This window comes from Streptomyces roseochromogenus subsp. oscitans DS 12.976 (assembly GCF_000497445.1).
GTDB lineage: Bacteria > Actinomycetota > Actinomycetes > Streptomycetales > Streptomycetaceae > Streptomyces > Streptomyces oscitans.
This window is the reverse complement of the sequence record NZ_CM002285.1, coordinates 6985752-7002189: the sequence shown is the minus strand read 5'-3', so window position 1 is coordinate 7002189 and position 16438 is coordinate 6985752. Positions and strand designations below refer to the sequence as shown.

At 72.0% G+C, this 16438-nt stretch carries 19 protein-coding genes and 2 pseudogenes; 9 read left to right on the top strand and 12 right to left on the bottom strand.

The genetic code is table 11. From position 1 onward, the window contains the following. Together M878_RS000000101960 and M878_RS92520 are read right to left on the bottom strand one after the other, a co-directional pair. Positions 1-176: AfsR/SARP family transcriptional regulator (locus M878_RS000000101960; RefSeq protein WP_425347941.1), on the bottom strand; the 176-nt coding region annotated here is incomplete at its 3' end. 35 nt (positions 177-211) lie between these two features. Beyond that, entirely contained in the window at positions 212-784 is a 573-nt protein-coding gene (locus M878_RS92520; RefSeq protein WP_158692812.1) for a Uma2 family endonuclease, read from the bottom strand. A gap of 107 nt (positions 785-891) precedes the next feature. Here M878_RS92520 and M878_RS79950 point away from each other — a divergent pair, with 107 nt between their 5' ends. Then, on the top strand, positions 892-1692 hold the full coding sequence (locus M878_RS79950) for a site-2 protease family protein (protein WP_023551248.1): 801 nt from the start codon (positions 892-894) through the stop codon (positions 1690-1692). Here the strand turns inward: M878_RS79950 and M878_RS79945 are convergent. The 3 genes from M878_RS79945 to M878_RS79935 are packed head-to-tail and all read right to left on the bottom strand — an operon-like array spanning position 1682 to position 3789. Continuing rightward, a complete protein-coding gene (locus M878_RS79945) occupies positions 1682-1900 on the bottom strand; it encodes a hypothetical protein (protein WP_031226289.1) in 219 nt (72 codons plus the stop codon). The genes M878_RS79950 and M878_RS79945 overlap by 11 nt on opposite strands. A gap of 54 nt (positions 1901-1954) precedes the next feature. Continuing rightward, on the bottom strand, positions 1955-2677 hold the full coding sequence (gene npdG, locus M878_RS79940) for an NADPH-dependent F420 reductase (RefSeq protein WP_023551246.1): 723 nt from the start codon (positions 2675-2677) through the stop codon (positions 1955-1957). A 38-nt stretch (positions 2678-2715) separates the two neighbouring features. Next, the gene (locus tag M878_RS79935; protein WP_023551245.1) at positions 2716-3789 is read right to left on the bottom strand and encodes a sialidase family protein; all 1074 of its coding nucleotides are present in this window, start codon (positions 3787-3789) and stop codon (positions 2716-2718) included. A gap of 120 nt (positions 3790-3909) precedes the next feature. On the opposite strand from M878_RS79935, the gene M878_RS79930 reads away from it, so the two are divergent. Together M878_RS79930 and M878_RS79925 are read left to right on the top strand one after the other, a co-directional pair. Beyond that, positions 3910-4512 (top strand): hypothetical protein, encoded by a 603-nt coding sequence (locus M878_RS79930; RefSeq protein ID WP_023551244.1) that lies wholly within the window; start codon positions 3910-3912, stop codon positions 4510-4512. Between the two features lie 71 nt (positions 4513-4583). Then, a complete protein-coding gene (locus M878_RS79925) occupies positions 4584-5861 on the top strand; it encodes an MFS transporter (RefSeq protein WP_031226287.1) in 1278 nt (425 codons plus the stop codon). On the opposite strand, the gene M878_RS79920 is transcribed toward M878_RS79925, so the two are convergent. Next, the gene (locus M878_RS79920; protein WP_023551242.1) at positions 5862-6095 is read right to left on the bottom strand and encodes a hypothetical protein; all 234 of its coding nucleotides are present in this window, start codon (positions 6093-6095) and stop codon (positions 5862-5864) included. A 58-nt stretch (positions 6096-6153) separates the two neighbouring features. Here M878_RS79920 and map point away from each other — a divergent pair, with 58 nt between their 5' ends. Beyond that, complete coding sequence (gene map / locus M878_RS79915) at positions 6154-7011, top strand: type I methionyl aminopeptidase (protein WP_023551241.1); 858 nt, start codon at positions 6154-6156, stop codon at positions 7009-7011. 88 nt (positions 7012-7099) lie between these two features. Beyond that, the gene (locus M878_RS79910) at positions 7100-7747 is read left to right on the top strand and encodes a biliverdin-producing heme oxygenase (RefSeq protein WP_023551240.1); all 648 of its coding nucleotides are present in this window, start codon (positions 7100-7102) and stop codon (positions 7745-7747) included. On the opposite strand, the gene M878_RS79905 is transcribed toward M878_RS79910, so the two are convergent. Further along, a complete protein-coding gene (locus M878_RS79905; RefSeq protein ID WP_023551239.1) occupies positions 7744-8403 on the bottom strand; it encodes a PhzF family phenazine biosynthesis protein in 660 nt (219 codons plus the stop codon). The two genes, M878_RS79910 and M878_RS79905, sit on opposite strands and share 4 nt — an antisense overlap. Positions 8404-8474: 71 nt before the next feature. Here M878_RS79905 and M878_RS96785 point away from each other — a divergent pair. Together M878_RS96785 and M878_RS79900 are read left to right on the top strand one after the other, a co-directional pair. Then, a pseudogene (locus M878_RS96785) lies at positions 8475-8618 on the top strand (iron transporter); the annotation flags it as partial. Then, the gene (locus tag M878_RS79900; protein ID WP_078630444.1) at positions 8578-9597 is read left to right on the top strand and encodes an SCO2278 family lipoprotein; all 1020 of its coding nucleotides are present in this window, start codon (positions 8578-8580) and stop codon (positions 9595-9597) included. The pseudogene M878_RS96785 and the gene M878_RS79900, both read left to right, overlap by 41 nt. Positions 9598-9686: 89 nt before the next feature. On the opposite strand, the gene M878_RS79895 is transcribed toward M878_RS79900, so the two are convergent. The 5 genes from M878_RS79895 to M878_RS79875 all read right to left on the bottom strand — a co-directional run bounded on the left by M878_RS79895 (position 9687) and on the right by M878_RS79875 (position 14730). Further along, positions 9687-10415: a bifunctional DNA primase/polymerase gene (locus M878_RS79895; RefSeq protein ID WP_023551236.1), complete on the bottom strand. Its 729-nt coding sequence runs from the start codon at positions 10413-10415 to the stop codon at positions 9687-9689. 140 nt (positions 10416-10555) lie between these two features. Continuing rightward, positions 10556-11170, bottom strand: a complete 615-nt coding sequence (locus M878_RS79890) for a TetR/AcrR family transcriptional regulator (RefSeq protein ID WP_023551235.1) — start codon at positions 11168-11170, stop codon at positions 10556-10558. A 26-nt stretch (positions 11171-11196) separates the two neighbouring features. Then, on the bottom strand, positions 11197-12192 hold the full coding sequence (locus M878_RS79885; RefSeq protein WP_023551234.1) for a small ribosomal subunit Rsm22 family protein: 996 nt from the start codon (positions 12190-12192) through the stop codon (positions 11197-11199). Positions 12193-12298: 106 nt separating this feature from the next. Further along, positions 12299-13483, bottom strand: coding sequence for a serine hydrolase domain-containing protein (locus M878_RS79880; protein WP_031226283.1), 1185 nt, complete (start codon positions 13481-13483; stop codon positions 12299-12301). After that, the gene (locus M878_RS79875) at positions 13423-14730 is read right to left on the bottom strand and encodes a multidrug effflux MFS transporter (RefSeq protein ID WP_023551232.1); all 1308 of its coding nucleotides are present in this window, start codon (positions 14728-14730) and stop codon (positions 13423-13425) included. Before M878_RS79875 ends, M878_RS79880 begins: the two co-directional genes overlap by 61 nt. Positions 14731-14812: 82 nt before the next feature. Between M878_RS79875 and M878_RS000000100350 the strand changes: the two are divergent. Continuing rightward, positions 14813-15103, top strand: a pseudogene (locus tag M878_RS000000100350) (Gfo/Idh/MocA family oxidoreductase); the annotation flags it as partial. Positions 15104-15278: 175 nt separating this feature from the next. Beyond that, positions 15279-16037: an SDR family oxidoreductase gene (locus M878_RS79870; protein ID WP_031226282.1), complete on the top strand. Its 759-nt coding sequence runs from the start codon at positions 15279-15281 to the stop codon at positions 16035-16037. The last annotated feature ends 401 nt before the right edge of the window (positions 16038-16438 follow it).

Below are 16438 nucleotides of genomic sequence, written 5' to 3'. Positions count from 1 at the left end.
GGCGGGTCGGCGCCCCACACCTCGTCGATCAGCACGGCGGCGGGCACGGTCCGGCCGGCGCGCAGCGCGAGCACGCCCAGCAGGGCACGCAGCCGCGCTCCGCCGACCGGGACGGCCGTACCGTCGGGGCGGAGTACCTGGGTGGGGCCGAGCAGGCGATAGCGCACGGGGTCCATTGTCTCCGGGGACGGCCGTGCGCGGCTTGTGGGTTTCAGATGCGCTGGAACTGGGAGGAGTCGAGGGTGAGGGTCTGGTCGGCGACGGGGATCTCGATCTGATCGCCGAAGACGCTGGACTCTCGGTGCTGGTACTCGCCGTCGGCGGGGCGGGTCAGGAGCGTCCACCGGGCGGCGAGCACGTCAACGATCAGGTACGCCGGAATACCACGCGACGCGTGATGATCGGGCTTTGTGCTGTAGTCGCGGTTCTTGCTCTCGGGTGAGACCACCTCGACGACGAAGGGCAGCAGCGACTCGTCGATCTCGCTCTTGCCCGGACGGATCTGCTCCGCCGGCAGCGCCGACGCGTCGGGCTCCGGCTTGTAGCCCTCCCGGGGAGGGACGACCGAGAACTTGCCCGTCGCGACCCAGCCGGGCAGTCCTGCCTCGATCTGGTGGGCGATACGCCAGACCGTGGTCACGTACGCCTGAGTCACGGGTACCAGGGTGAGACCATTCCCCGTCAGCCGGAGGCGCGCACTCTTCGGCAGGTGGATGGCGTCCTGGACAAACTCGACCCAGTCCTCGGCGATCGCCATGGCCACCGCCCCAGTCGATTCGATCACGACTTACCGATTACCAGGAACCTCTGGCCGTCCGCAGGACGTTCCCCCCACAACACCGGTACGGTCGACCCCGCCCCGCCCGACACGCCCCGAGGAGCCCTGCCCCCATGACCACCGCCACCACCCGCCCCAGCGACCGGCGGCTCAGTCCCGTGTTCCTCGGGATCCTGGCCGTGACGGCGGTGACCGGATGGGCCACCTGGAGCGGGTATGCCGCCCAGCGGGGCGTGGCGATCTTCCTGTTCGTGACGGCGGCCTGGATCGTCTCCCTGTGCCTGCACGAGTACGCGCACGCGCGCACCGCCCTGCACAGCGGGGACATCACGGTCGGCGCCAAGGGCTATCTCACACTGAACCCGCTGAAATACACGCACGCGCTGCTGAGCATCGTACTCCCGGTGCTCTTCCTGATCATGGGCGGTATCGGTCTGCCCGGTGGCGCGGTGTTCATCGAGCGCGGCCGGATCCGGGGCCGCTGGCGGCACAGCCTGATCTCGGCGGCGGGTCCGCTGACGAACGTCCTGTTCGCGGCCGTGTGCACCGCGCCGTTCTGGCTGCACGCCCTTGACGGAGTGCCCGCCGACTTCCAGTACGCGCTGGCGTTCCTCGCGCTGCTGCAGGTGACCGCGTCGATCCTGAACTTCCTGCCGGTGCCCGGCCTGGACGGCTACGGCGTCATAGAGCCCTGGCTGTCGTACAAGGTGAAGCGCCAGGTGGAGCCGTTCGCGCAGTTCGGTCTGCTGTTCGTGTTCGCGCTGCTGTGGGTGCCGTCGATCAACAGCGTCTTCTTCGGCCTGATCGACACCATCCTGCGTGACCTCGGCGTAGGAGACTTCCCGCGCTACTGCGGCCAGGAGCTGTACCGGTGGTGGCAGGGCACCCCCGAGATCTGCCAGATCAACCCGTGACGGACTTGCCCCGCGCCGCCGCGGCCCGGCCGCGCTTGACGTAGTACCAGGTCATGTTGGACGTCAGGCCCGCCAGCAGCACCCAGACGATCCCCAGCCAGCTGCCCCGGACGAAGGAGACGACGGCGGCGGCCACGGAGAGGACGCAGACGACGAGGGCGTAGAGGGCGAGTCGCCGGGTCTGGGTGAGCATGGACAAAACGGGCATAGGGGTCGGCTCCTTGCGGGGACACTGCTACGACGAACAGTGTCCCCCATCCGCTCAGACGTCCGTGACGCGGAGCCCGGCGTGTGCCTTGTAGCGGCGGTTGACCGAGATCAGGTTCGCGACCAGGGACTCCACCTGGTGGGCGTTGCGCAGCCGGCCGGCGAAGACGCCGCGCATGCCGGGGATGCGCCCGGCCAGCGCCTGCACGATCTCCACGTCGGCCCGCTCCTCGCCGAGCACCATCACATCGGTGTCGATCTGCTCGATCTCCGGATCCTGGAGCAGGACGGCCGACAGATGGTGGAAGGCCGCGGTGACGCGGGAGTCCGGCAGCAGGGCGGCGGCCTGCTCGGCGGCGCTGCCCTCCTCGGGCCTGAGGGCGTAGGCGCCCTTCTTGTCGAAGCCGAGCGGGTTGACGCAGTCCACGACGAGCTTGCCGGCCAGTGCGTCGCGCAGCGCCTTCAGGGTGTCGCCGTGGCCCTCCCACGGTACGGCGACGATCACGATGTCGCTGCGGCGCGCGGTCTCGGCGTTGTCGGCGCCCTCGACCCCGTGGCCGAGTTCCCGGGCGGCGGCCTGGGCGCGCTCGGTGGCGCGGGAGCCGATGATCACCTTCTGTCCGGCCCGGGCGAGCCGGTAGGCGAGGCCCTTGCCCTGCGGTCCGGTGCCGCCGAGCACGCCGACGACGTACCCGGAGATGTCGGGCAGGTCCCAGGGGTCCTTGGCAGGAGCCTTGCCGGGGGTCTGTGCGCTGTCGGAAGAGGTCGTAGAGGTCATGGGGGCGACTCTACGTCCGTGCCGGGTACGGCACCGGTTCAGGTGAGCCGGTGTACCGGCACCCGGCGGAAGGTGAGGGTCTCGTAGGCGCTGAAGTCGCCGGTCTCGTAGAGGAGTCCGACCGTGTCCGTATCGACGCGGACCAGGTCGGAGTAGGCGGCGGGCAGCCCGTCGACGGTGTACGCGGTGCGCCAGGTGGTGCCGCCGTCGGTGGAGGCGCGGAGCGTCATCAGGGCGCGGAAGGCGGGGTCGGCCGGGCCGGAGTAGAGGAGCAGGTCGGGGTCGCGGAGCTGCAGGACGGAGGCCTGGCAGACCGGGGCGGTCAGCCCTGCCTGCGGCCGGAACGGCCTGACCAGGGTCTTCCCGCCGTCCGTCGAGTGGGCGTCGGCGCGGTTGCCGGGCGAGCCCGAGTCGTTGCGGGTGTTGAAATAGACGCGCCCGTCGGGGAGTTCGGCGGCGGTGGTCTCGTTGACGTTGATGTAGCCGCCGGTGTTCTCGTCGACGTATCCGAGGTACCAGCTCTCGCCGCGGTCGTCGCTGAGCAGGCAGTGGCCGCTGTGGTACTTCGCCTCGGTGCCGGTGTCGCCGCCGGTGGGCGGCAGGGTGTGGTTGGCCGGGACGAGCACACGCCCGCCGGTGAGCTGGAGGGCGTGGCCGGGGGTGGTGGCGTACCAGCGCCAGCCGGGCCGCTTCACCTGCGCGGTGATCTCCTTCGGCGCGGACCAGGACACCCCGTCGTCATCACTGTGCCGGACCCACACCCGGCGCCCGTCGGCGTCCTCGACCTGGCCGCGCAGGATGGCGTCCTCGGTGGCTAAGGCGGCGGCCCGGATGTGGACGAGCAGGATCCGGCCGGTGTCGAGGACGACGGGGGCGGGGTTGCCGGCGAGGTGGTCGCCGTTGCTCGCGGCGATCTGGAGCGGCCCCCAGGTACGGCCGCCGTCCGTGGACCGCCTGAGCACGATGTCGATCTGCCCGTGGTCGGCGGCGGAGCCGGACCGGCCCTCGCAGAAGGCGAGGAGGGTCCCGGCGCGGGTGACCACGACCGCCGGGATCCGGAAGCTGGCGTAGCCCTCCTGTCCGGCGCGGAAGGGGACGGTGACCTCGGTCATCGGGCGCTCCTCGGGGTCGTACGGGACCGGATCGTACGGGATGGGTGCATGTCCCCGGAGCGGGCGAATTCCAGGTGAACTCCGTGTCACGAGTGACCGGTTGCGGCAGGATGCGGGCGCATGGACGCCGTACGGGTCGCGCTGTTGCGCGAAGTGCTCGCCGGGACCGAGTGGCTGGGGGCCACCCGGAGATTCGCGGGGGTGCTGCGCGGGTCGGTGGTGGCCCACGGGGGCGGGCTGCTGCTGGTGGGCACGCCGGAGTACGAACCCTGGCATCTGGCCGCGCACCTGGTGGACGAGGCGGCCTGGTCCGGCACGCCCGAGCTGGCGCCGACGCTCGTACGGCACGACGCGCGCCCCTGCGACCCGCCCCACCTCGCCGTCGGGCCCGGGCGGATCGCGGCGGCGCGCCGTGGGGAGACCCTGCTGGTCGTGGCACCCGAGGAGCCGGCGCCGCTGCTGGAACGTGTGCACTCGGCCCGGCGGGCCGGGGTGACGGTACTGGCCCTGGGCGTCGGCGGGGGCGAGCTGGCCGCGATGGCCCACGAGTCGCTGGCGGCACCGGAGGGGTCGGAGCTGGACCTGGACACGATGCAGCACCTGGTCAGCGCGGGGGCGGGCGAAAACGGCGGGGCCGTCTCTCCCAGGGGCCGGCGAGGCTTCCGTGACCGCGTGTCGAGGCTGGCGGAAATTCTGACGGCACCGCCCCCTGCCCCCTGGTGATTCCGGGGCCGAGTCCCAGCGGGGAAAACCGGTTGCCCAGTGGTCCGGACCGGTCGAACATTCCCCCGGTGATCCGCGCTCTGCTCCCCGACCTGTCCCCCTGGAAGACCTCCGTAGATTTCCGTCGGCTCTGGAAGTCCGGGCTGATCAGCAACTTCGGCAGCTTCCTGACCCTCGTCGCGCTGCCCGTCCAGCTGAAGGACCTGACGGAGTCCACCGCGGCGGTGGGCGCGATCGGCGCCGTGGAGCTGCTCCCCCTCATCGTCTGCGGACTGTACGGCGGTGCCCTCGCCGACGCGCTCGACAAGCGGAAGCTCATCGTGTGGACGGAGGCCGGTCAGGGCCTGCTCAGCGCGGCCCTGCTGCTCAACGCCCTGCTCCCGCACCCCGCGCTCTGGCCCTTGTACGCCGTCGCCGCCCTCTCCTCCGCCCTGGGCTCCCTGCAGCGCCCGGCACTCGACTCCCTGTGGCCCCGGATCGTCGCCCACGCCGACATGCCCGCCGCGGCCTCACTGAACTCGCTGCGCTGGACCATCGGCGGAGTCGCCGGCCCGGCGCTCGCCGGCGTGGTCGTCGCCTACGCGGGCCTCGGCTGGGCCTACGCCGCCGACCTGCTGACCTTCGCGGTCTCCGTGGCGTACATCGTCCGGATCGCTCCCTCTCCCGCCTCCCTCCCCATGGCGGCGAAGCCCTCGCTGAGGGCCATCGCGGAAGGCGCCCGGTACGCCTGGAGCCGCAAGGAACTCCTCGGCACCTATGTCGTCGACCTCGCGGCGATGTCCCTGGCCATGCCGCTCGCCGTACTGCCGTTCCTCGCCGGCGAACTGCATGCCGACTGGTCGCTCGGGCTGATGTACGCCGCTCTCCCGGCCGGCTCCCTGCTGGTGAGCCTGACCAGCGGCTGGGCCTCCCGGGTGCACCGGCACGGGCTGATGGTGGTGCTGTCGGCCACGGGCTGGGGCCTGGCGATCGCGGCGGCCGGCGTCTGCGGGAACGTGTGGCTGGTCCTGGTCTTCCTGACCGTCGGTGGCGGCTTCGACATGGTCAGCGGGATCTTCCGGGCCGCGATGTGGAACCAGACCATCCCCGACGAGCTGCGCGGCCGGCTCGCCGGGATCGAGCTGCTCTCCTACTCGGTCGGCCCGCAGCTCGGCCAGGTCCGGGCGGGGGGCCTCGCCGCCTGGGCGGGTCTGCGGACCTCGGTCGTCTCCGGTGGGCTGGCGTGCGCGGGCGCCATGGGCCTGCTCGTGCTCTGCCTGCCGCGCCTCATGACGTACGACGTCCGGACGAACGAACACGCCGTACGGATGAGGGAGCGCCGCGCCGCCACCGCCCCGGCTGCCGGCTGATCACCCCTCGTCGGCGTCCCCCTGCTGGGCCTTGTCGTGCCAGCGCGGGTCGGTCTCCCATTCGAGGTTGCGCTCGCGGGCCGTCTCCATCGCGTGCTCGGCCTCCGCACGGCTGGCGTACGGCCCGAAACGGTCCTTGGCCGGGCACTCCGGCCCCTCCTCGACCTTGCCGTGCACCAGGCAGTAGTACCACTCGCCCGGCTTGCCGACGGTGCGCTTCTTGAACAGGGCCATGGACAGCTCCTCTCGCCAACGACATGTTCCCCCATGCCGGCTGGATAGACTCGCTGGCATGTCTGGCCAGTCGCTGCTCGTACCAGGGGAGCTGTCCCCCATCCGTTCGGTCCCCGGAAACATCCACCGCCCCGAGTATGTCGGCAAGCCCGCGCCGACGCCGTACACCGGGCCGGAGGTGCAGACCCCGGAGACCATCGAGGCGATGCGGTTCGCCGGCCGTATCGCCGCACAGGCGATGGCGGAGGCCGCGCGGATCATCGCGCCCGGTGTCACCACGGACCAGCTGGACAAGGTCGCCCACGCGTACATGTGCGACCACGGCGCCTACCCGTCCACGCTCGGCTACCGCGGCTTCCCCAAGTCCCTGTGCACCTCGGTCAACGAGGTCATCTGCCACGGCATCCCGGACTCGACGGTCCTCAGGGACGGCGACATCGTCAACCTGGACGTGACCGCGTACATCGGCGGGGTACACGGCGACAACAACGCCACGTACCTGGTCGGGGACGTGGACGAGGAGTCGCGGCTGCTGGTGGAGCGGACCCGTGAGTCCCTCGACCGCGCGATCAAGGCGGTCAAGCCGGGCCGGCAGATCAACGTCATCGGCCGGGTCATCGAGTCGTACGCCAAGCGCTTCGGCTACGGCGTCGTCCGTGACTTCACCGGCCACGGGATCAACACGTCGTTCCACTCCGGCCTGATCATCCCGCACTACGACAGCCCGCACGCGACGACGGTCATGCAGCCCGGCATGACGTTCACGATCGAGCCGATGCTGACGCTGGGCACCCACGAGTACGACATGTGGGACGACGGCTGGACGGTCGTGACGAAGGACCGCAGGCGGACGGCCCAGTTCGAGCACACGCTGGTGGTGACGGACACGGGTGCGGAGATCCTGACTCTGCCCTGAGCGATGCGGAAGCCCGTCCTCTGCGGAGGGCGGGCTTTCTCTTGTAGAATTTTACCGACAGCCTGTCGGCAAAATTGGCGGTGGCCTCATGGAGTCGTTCGCAGCCCTCATCCGCACGGCGTCCCACGAGCAGCACATGGACGCGGAGACCTCGACGTTCATGACCGACCTGCTCGGCGGCCGGCTGGGCGTGACGGGATACGCGCGCTACACCGAGCAGCTGTGGTTCGTGTACGAGGCGCTGGAGAGCGGAGCCGGACGGCTGGCGGTCGATCCGGTGGCCGGCCCCTTCATCCGGCCAGAGCTGCTGCGCCTGCCGGCCCTGGAGCGGGACCTGACACATCTGCGGGGCACCGGCTGGCGGGCGACCCTGTCCGCCCTGCCGGCGACGCGGGCGTACGCGGACCGGGTCCGCGCCTGCGCCGAGCGCTGGCCCGGCGGCTATGTCGCCCACCACTACACCCGCTACCTGGGCGACCTGTCCGGCGGCCAGATCATCCGCGACAGGGCGGAGAAGACGTGGGGCTTCGCGAAAAGGGGCGACGGCGTGCGCTTCTACGTCTTCGAGGGAGTCGCCAACCCGGCCGCGTTCAAACGGAGTTACCGCGAGCTGCTGGACTCCATACGCGTCGACGACTTGGAGAAGCAGCGGGTCATAGCGGAGTGCAAGCGGGCGTTCGCCCTCAACACGGCGGTGTTCAGAGCGCTGAGTGAGGAGTTCCCGCTGAGCGCCTAAGGCCTGCCCGGCCGGCGTTCCAGGAACACCCGGCCGCCGATCTCCACCCACCCGTGCGGCTGCGGTGCGGTCAGGATCTGGGAGCCCCTGCCCTGGGTGATGTTCAGGGCTCGGCCCAGCCGGTCGGTGAGGAGAAGGGCGGCGGCGCCGGTGGCCTCGTCCTCGTCGATGCCGTCGTTCCGGCCGGGGAAGGCGCGGGCACGGATCCGGCCTGCCGCCTCGTCCTGCCAGGCCCAGGCGTAGATCCACTCACCGGGGGCCGGGACCTCCAGCGCGTCGACCTCGGTGGCGCTGCCGTACTGGCGCAGGGTGCGCGGCGGGGCCCACTCCGCGCGGGCCTCGATCCAGCTGAACTCGCCGTCCAGCCGGGCGCCCACCACTCCGGCGGGCGTGACCAGTTCGGGCACGTCGAGCAGCCAGGCCGTGCCGACGCAGGGGTGTCCGGCGAAGGGGAGGCGCAGGGTGGGTGTGTAGATGTCGATCAGGCCGCGCTCGGGATCGTCCACGAACACGGTCTCGCTGAAGCCGAGTTTGGCCGCCAGCGCCTGCCGGTCGCTCCGCTCGGGCAGCACCGAGCCGTCGCGGACGACACCGAGTTCGTTGCCGTAGCCGCCGTCCGGTCCGCAGAAGACGCGGAGTACGTCGTAGTCAGTCACCGGGGAATTGAAACACCGCGGGACGGGCGAGTGCGCGCCGGCGTCGCCCTCGGCGTCGCCACCGCGGTGCCGTCCTCCAGGTCACGGTGTGGCTGCTGTACCTGATCCCGACGCTCGCGGTGTTCTTCGCCCCGGTAGGGTTCGCCTCCGGGAAGGGGAAGGTGAAGGGACCCGATGAGCAGGGATCGCAGCCCGCGCAGGCTCCGCAGGCGTGACCGGAAGGCGCTGCTCCGCAGGCGCGGCCGGAACGCGTTCGCGGCGGCCTCGCTGACCGCGCTGTCGCTGACGGCGAGTGGGTGCGTGGTGGTGCACGGGGAGCGCGAGATGCTCCCCTCCGCCACCCGCGCCGAGGCCGCGAAGGCGGTCACCGCGTTCACGACCGCGTACAACAAGGCCGACAAGGCCTACGACAACTCCCTGGACGCGCCTTATCTCACCGGCCCGTTCGGCGACATCACCGCAGCGCGGCTGAAGGCCGGGCACACCAACAGCCCGTCCGGCAACCCGAACCACGTGCCGCTGAAGCTGTCGGACGTGAAGATCACGATCCCCAGGAAGCCCGGCTGGCCGCGCTGGTTCGTGGCCGACGCCAAGGGCAACAAGACGGGTACCGCGCGCTGGCTGATGGTGTTCACCCGGGGCGACCTCGGTGCGCGCTGGCGAGTGGCGTATGTGACGCTCGTGGCGCCCAGCGCCGTACCGCGGTTCTGGACGGACAAGGACGGCTGGGGCGAGGCGGTACCGGCCGACTCCACCCAAGTCGCCGTCGCGCCGGACAAGTTGAGCGAGGACTACGCGACGTACCTGAAGAAGGGCGGACCGGGCTTCGCCGACGGCCAGTACACCAGCGTCGAGCGCGCCGACCGGGCCAAGCGGGCCCGCAAGCCCGGCCTGGTCACGCAGTTCATCGACCGGCCCCTGACGAGCGGCGACTACGCACCGCTGGCCCTGCGCACCGCGGACGGCGGCGCGCTGGTGTTCTTCACCACACACCACTACGAGAAGCAGACCGCCGCCACCGGAACCACCGTCGCGATCCCCAACAAGGACGTCCAGGCCCTGACCCAGGGCGAGGTGAAACAGTCCCTGACCCTGGAACTCATGTCGGCGGAGGCCGCCCTGGACCCGGCGGGCAACGGCAAGGTGTCGGTGGTGGGGCGGGTGCCGGGCTTGACATCGGCGCAGGGCGCGTAAAACGCCCTAAAGGGGCGCGGGGAACTGCGCGAGAAGCCGCAACGGACCCGCAGCCGCCCGACAGCCTCTCGCGGCACCCCGTTAGGCGCTCAGTGCCGCAAGGGCCAGGCCGCGCTCTCGGTACTCGTACCGGCATGGCGGCCGCAGGCATCCGTGAGCGCCTCCAACAGGCTCAGCGGATCCGGCAGCGCATGCTCCGGCCCGCGCACCCAGCGCACTTGCTGGTCGTCGTCGCCGGGCAGCCGCGCGGGCGGCACCAGCACGTACGACCCCCGGCAGTGCCAGCGCAGCCCCGGATGCTCGTCCATGGTCTCGGGGTGGCAGTCCAGCTCACACGGCCACCACTCGTCCTCGTCCTCGGGGGTGCCGCGGGTGAGGGTGAAGAACAGCATGCGGCCGTCGTCGCTCTCGGCGACCGGACCGACCTCGACCCCGCTGCCGAGCAGCCGCTCCAGCGCCTCCCGGCCGGCCTCCAGTGGCACGTCCAGGACGTCGTGGGTCATGCCGGTGGCGGTGATGAAGTTGGCCTGCGGCTGATGCCGGGCCCAGCGCTCGATCTGGGCGCGGTCGGTGGTCGACTGGGTCTGCCAGGCGAACGACACCGGGTGCCGGGCCGGGGTGGGACAGCCGACGCGGTCGCAGGAACAGCGGTAGCCGGGGGCGGGGTGCGCGGCGGGGGCGAGCGGCAGGCCCGCGGCGGCGGCCGCGAGCAGCTCGGCCTCACGGCCGTCGGCGTCGGCCTCCTTCGGACGGCGGCCGAGCAGCCACTGGGAGAGTTTGCCCTGCCGACCGGACCGGCCGCCGAACGTCGCGCTCATCTATCGCCTCGCCTCGCAGCTCGCCTCGCTGGTGTGTCTCGCTGGTGTGCGGACAGCATGCCTTATCGTCCCATCCTCCTGCGCTTCGGGGGGCCGCGGGGCGGATCCGGAGGAACCGGACGAGACACGCCTCACATGAATCAGCGGGGGATCAGGCCGTACAGCGCGTAGTCGACCAGGGTGTCCGTGTAGGCGTGCGTGATCGGGGCCGTGTGCTGGAGCCAGCGCTGGGCGAGGGGCGAGACGAACAGCTCCAGGGCGATACGGGGATCGACGTCGGCCCGTACCGCCCCGGCGTCCTGCGCGGCCCGCAGCCGGTCGACGTACAGCTGGAGCTGGGGTTCGAGGAGCTTGGTGACGAACTCGCGGCCGAGCGGCTCGTTGACCACGCCCTCGGCGGCCAGCGCCCGGGAGGGCACGTCGAAGCGCGGGTCGAGGAGCTGGTCCACGGTGATCCGCAGCACCGTCTTGAGGTCGGCGGCCAGGTCGCCGGTGTCCGGGATGACGTAGGGCTCCTGCCCCGCCTCCTGTGCCGCCTGCGTGGAGAGGTCGAGGAACGCCTCCAGCAGGACGTCCGCCTTGGAGGACCACCAGCGGTAGATGGTCTGCTTGCCGACCCCGGCCCGTGCGGCGATCCCCTCGACGGTGGTCTTCGGGTAGCCGATCTCGCCGACCAGGGCGAGGGCGGCGGCGTAGATCGCTCTGCGGGACTTCTCGCTGCGGCGGGCGGCGTCGGGGGCCGGCTTCTTGACCATGGGGGGACGTTAACAAGCCACCGTGACTACGCGGGCGGCTCCCGCGGCGGCCACCGGTCGCCCCACTCGGCGTCCCGGGCCGCCTTGTACAGGCCGCCGTGGCGTTTGGTGACCGTCGTACGCGCCAGCCGTTCGTCGGCCTCGCACAGGTCCAGCAGCACCTGGCCCTTGCGGATCTGCGGGCGCCGGACGATGCGGGCGGGAGCGGGCTCGGCGGGCAGGCGGGTGGCCACGACGTACGAGAACTTCTCGTCCTCGTACGGCAGGGTGCCGCCCTTGACCTGGCGGTGCAGGGAGGAGCGGCTCACCCGGGCGGAGAAGTGGCACCAGTCCTTGCCGGGCTCGATGGGGCAGGCGGCGCTGTGCGGGCAGGGGGCGACGATGTGCAGGCCGGCGCGGACGAGGCGGTCGCGGGCCTCGATCACACGGGCGTAGCCGGCCGGGGTGCCGGCCTCCACGATCACCACGGCCTGCGCGGCGGCGGCAGCGGCGTCGACGAGGGCGGCGCGGTCGGGCTCGGAGAGTTCGTTGAGGACGTACGACACCGTGACGAGATCGGCGTCGTCCAGGGTGAGGTCCGCGCCGATCCGGGCGCGCTGCCAGCGGGCGCCCCGCAGGTCCGGGTTGGCGCCGGCGATCTCCCGGCCGAGGGCGAGGGCGGGCTCGGCCCAGTCCAGCACGGTGACGCCGCGCTCGCCGGGCCAGGTGGCGGTGACGGCCCAGGTGGCGGCGCCGGTGCCACCGCCGACGTCGGTGTGGCTGCGGGGCGTCCAGTCGGGCATGGCCGCGGCGAACGCCTCCAGCGCCGCGTGGACCGCCTCGAAGGTGGCCGGCATGCGGTAGGCGGCGTAGGCGGCCACGTCGGCGCGGTCACGGAGGATCGGGGCGTGGGTCGGGGTTTCACCCCGGTAGTTGGCGATGAGCCGTTCGACCGCGCCCGCTGCCTGCTTGGGCGGGAGTCCGTCGAGCAGATCGGCGAGACTCCTGCGGAGGGCTTCGGCCGGGGGTACGGGGGCGTTCACCCGGTGATTCTATGGCGCCCGGTGCCGATGCCGGGCTTTCCGGGGGCTCCGCCCCAGACCCCCGCTTCCCACGCGCCCACCCCGCTCGGCCGGCTGGAAAGAACCGTCACGAGATCACCGCCCTTGCCAGCCGCGTGGCCAGCGCTGCCCTTGGCCCGCTGTCCGACGGGCGTCTTCTCGGGTGGACCGTGTTCGCCAGCAGCACCAAGAACGTGTCCGTCACCGGGTCCAGGACCAAAGACGTGCCGGTGAAGCCCGTATGCCCCGCCGCTCCCTTGCCCGCGAGTTCGCCCATGAACCACGGCTGGTCGACGGTAAAACCCAGGCCGGGCGGGGTGAGGAGCAGCTCGACGAAGTCGGGGCCGAGGATGCGGGCGGGGCCGTAGGAGCCGCCGGCGAGCAGGGCGCGGCAGAAGACCGCCAGGTCGGGGGCGGTGGAGAAGAGGCCCGCATGGCCGGCCACGCCGCCCAGCGCCCAGGCGTTCTCATCGTGGACCACTCCGCGCAGCATCCCGCGGTCCGCCTTGGCCCAGGGCCGCCGCTGGTCCTCGGTGGCGGCCGCGCCGGGGCAGGGGCCGAAGGTGGTGGCCGTCATACCGAGCGGGCGGGTGATGCCGTCCTGGACGAGGACGTCGAGGCCGCGACCGGTGAGGCGCTCCAGCACGGACTGGAGCAGGAGCATGTTCAGGTCGGAGTAGAGATACCGGCCGGGCTTGCTCGTCGGGGCCTCGGCGCGCAGCAGGGACAGGCGGGTGGCGTCGTCCGGGCAGTCGTACAGCGGGAGTTCGGGACGGAGCCCCGAGGTGTGGGTGAGCAGCTGCCGCACGGTGATGCCGTGGGCGGCCGCGGCGTGGAAGTCGGGCAGGTAGTCGCCGACCCGGGCGTCCATGCCGAGGGTGCCGCGCTCGATCTGCTGTACGGCGGCGACGGAGGTGAACAGCTTGGTGAGGGAGGCCAGGTCGAAGGGCGTGTCGAGGGTGGCCGGGACCCAGGCGGCGGGCGGCAGTTCGACACCGGTGTCGGTCTCGGGGTCGTAGCCGGAGTAGCGGACGGCGAAGCCCGCCGCCTCGGCTACGGCGATCACGGGTCCGCGGCCGGCCAGCACGACGGCGCCGGGCGCCCAGGGGCGGTCTCCGGCGGTGAGGGCGTGGGCCTCGCCGACCAGGTGCCCGAGTTCCACGGGGTCGAGCCCGGCCCGTTCCGGTGTGTCGGCGCGCAGTTTCGGTGCGCTCAGTTGTCGTCTCCCTCCGACCCCGCACGGGTGTTCCCCCGTGTCTTCCAGGGACGGCACATTCCCACGAAGCAGGCCGCCGCGACCAGTGCTCCCGCCAGTTGGACCACCGCCATCGGTACGGCGGTGTGCTCTCCGGCGACGCCGACGAGCGGCGAGGCGACCGCGCCGACGAGGAAGGAGGTGGTGCCGAGCAGCGCGGAGGCGGAGCCGGCGGCGTGCTTGGTGCGCAGCAGAGCGAGGGACTGGGCGTTGGGCAGCGTGATGCCCATGGCGGACATCAGGACGAAGAGCGCGGCGGCAACGGGGGCGAGGCCGGTCTCACCGAGGGCGCCGGCGGACATCAGCAGCAGGGCGGTCGCGGCGAGCACGATCACCGCGAGGCCGCAGGCCAGCACCTTGTCCAGGTCGACCCGGCCGACCAGCAGCTTGCCGTTGACCTGGCCGGCGATCATCAGGCCGACCGAGTTGAGGCCGAACAGCAGGCTGAAAGTCTGCGGGGAGGCGCCGTAGATCTCCTGGATCACGAACGGGGACGCGGATATGTACGCGAACAGCGCGGCGAAGGCGAAGCCGCCGGCCAGCATGTAGCCGGTGAAGGGCAGGTCGGCGAGCAGGCCGCGGATCGAGCGCAGGGCCGCCCCGGCTCCCCCGTCGTGCCGTTCCGCGGGTGGCAGGGTCTCGGGCAGCCGCAGCCAGACGAGCGCGGCGAGCAGGACGCCGACCACCGTGAGCACCACGAACACGCCCCGCCAGTCCGTCACCCTGAGGATCTGCCCGCCGATCAGCGGCGCCACGATCGGCGCGACCCCGGAGATCAGCATCAGGGTGGAGAAGAAGCGGGCCATGGCCACGCCGTCGTACAGGTCGCGTACGACGGCCCGGGCGATGACGATCCCGGCCGCGCCCGCGAGACCCTGCGCCAGCCGGAAGGCGACCAGCGTCTCGACGTTCGGCGCGAGGGCGCACAGGGCGGTCGCGAGGAGGTAGACGGCGAGACCGGCGAGGAGCGGCCGGCGGCGGCCCCAACGATCACTCATCGGGCCGACGACCAGCTGGCCTAGGGCCATGCCCAGCAGACACGCGGTGAGGGTGAGCTGGACGGTGGCGGCGGGCGCGTGCAGGGACCTGGTGACCTCCGGCAGGGACGGGAGGTACATGTCCATGGCGAGCGGGGGTGTCGCGGTGATGCCGCCGAGGACGAGGGTGACGAGCAGGCCGGTACGGCGCGCCGCACCGGCCTGCGCCGCGGCGCGGGTGGACGTGAGCTGTCTCTTGGGTGTTTGTGCCGCCGCACGCTCGTGCATGCGCCCCTCCCTGGTTCAGAAGCCCCCTGTCGGACACGACCGGCACCTATGCTCTCAGCTCGCACACACTGCCGGGGCACACATGAGCGAGGGCGGGGCGGCGGCAGGGCGGAGGGCGCGCTGGGGGATCTTGGGGACGGGCGGGATCGCGGCGGCGTTCGCGGCGGACCTGGCCGATCTGCCGGACGCGGAGATCACCGCGGTGGCCTCGCGGCGGCGGGCGTCGGCTCGGGCTTTCGCGGCCCTTCGGGGCGGCGCAGGCCTGTGGCGACCGGGAGTCGCCGGCGGCGGACCCGGACATCGATGTCGATGAATGGGGGAGCACCGGGCGGCGGCCGGGCGCTGCCTGGAGGCGGGCCGGAATGTGCTGTGCCCTGCCCGGTCGTCGGCGGTACGGGCGGCACGGCCTCGGTGACCGGTTCGCGCGGCCGGATCGACGTACCGTCCGGTGGCCGAGGTCATGCGGGCGCCGTGGGCGCCGCGGGCGGTTGACCGTATGGCGGGCATGGCATTCCGCATGGCGGACTCGCCGCCTACGCTGCGGTGTCATGACTGACAGGCAATCGAAGATCGCGGTGGTGACCGGCGCGGGTTCCGGAATCGGGCGGGCGGTCGCCGTGGAGCTGTTGCGGGCCGGCTGGTCGGTGGCGCTGGCCGGCCGGCGCATCGAGACGCTGGAGGCGACGGCGGCACTGGTCCCGGAGGGCGCCGCGCTCGCCGTGCGCACGGACGTCGCCGATCCCGAGGACGTGGCGGCGCTGTTCGCGGCCACGGTGGACCGGTTCGGCCGGGTGGACCTGCTGTTCAACAACGCGGGGACCTTCGGGCCCGGCGGGGTCCCGGTCGAGGAGCTGTCCTACGACGCGTGGCGGCACGTGGTGGACACCAACCTCAACGGGGCGTTCCTGTGCGCGCAGGCCGCGTACCGGCGGATGAAGGAGCAGGATCCGCAGGGCGGCCGGATCATCAACAACGGCTCCATCTCGGCGCACACGCCCCGCCCGCACTCGGTCGCCTACACCGCGACCAAGCACGCGCTGACCGGCCTCACCAAGTCGCTGTCCCTGGACGGACGGCCGTACAACATCGCCGTCGGGCAGATCGACATCGGCAACGCGGCGACGGACATGACGGCCCGGATGCAGACCGGCGCGCTGCAGGCGAACGGCGAGGTGGCTCCCGAGCCGGTGATGGACGCGGCGGATGTGGCGCGCACCGTACGGCACATGGCCGAGCTGCCGCTGGAGGCGAACGTGCAGTTCGCGACGGTGCTGGCGACGGCGATGCCGTACATCGGGCGGGGCTGAATCCATTTGCACAAACGGAATGTGGGCATCCGCAGTATTGCGGCCGGTCGAGCGCATATGCTCAACTCCCCTCCACAAGAGCTTCACAGTTGGAGCACGTGGATTCCGTAGCCATACCGAGGGGGGAGGCGGCGGCCGTTCCACCGGGCCGGATTTGGGGGTGGACCTCGCGCGGGACGCGGGGTACGCACCGGTCGGTGGAACGGCCGCCGCACATGTGAGCCATTTCAGCGCCGGTGTCGCCCCCCGGACTCCCTCGCCCCCGCCGCCTCCGCGTTCACCAGCGTCTCCGTGTCGGCCGGCGCGGCCGCCGCGACCGCCCTGCGGCGCCGCTTCACCACCATCGCCGCCCCCGCCGCCAGCAGCAGTGCCGTGACCCCCGCGCCTTCCAGCACCCGCCC